We start from the raw sequence: 283 nt of genomic DNA, 5'->3' as shown, positions 1-283 counted from the left end.
GATCGACACCGCCCTGCAGGTCCCGCAGTTGACCACCGGCGACTGGCAATTGCGGGTGCACGGCATGGTCGACAACGAGTTCACCCTCTCCTGGGACGACCTGCTGGCGATGCCGATGACCGAACGGCTGGTCACCCTGACGTGTGTGTCCAACGAGGTCGGCGGCGACCTGATCGGCAACGCCCGCTGGCTCGGGGTCCGGATGAAAGACCTCCTCGACCGCGCAGGCGTGCGCCCCGGCGCGAACATGCTGTACTCCACCAGCTCCGACGGATGGACCTGC

1 protein-coding gene is annotated in these 283 nt (G+C 67.1%); it reads left to right on the top strand.

Features of this window, described 5'->3' with window-relative positions; all coding sequences use genetic code 11:
- On the top strand, window positions 1–283 hold a 283-nt coding region (locus tag B1964_RS23090), incomplete at both ends, for a molybdopterin-dependent oxidoreductase (protein WP_172398936.1).

Origin of the sequence: Gordonia sp. i37, from assembly GCF_002043085.1 — a bacterium.
Classification (GTDB): Bacteria; Actinomycetota; Actinomycetes; order Mycobacteriales; family Mycobacteriaceae; genus Gordonia; species Gordonia polyisoprenivorans.
This window is presented reverse-complemented; position numbering and strand designations above follow the sequence as displayed.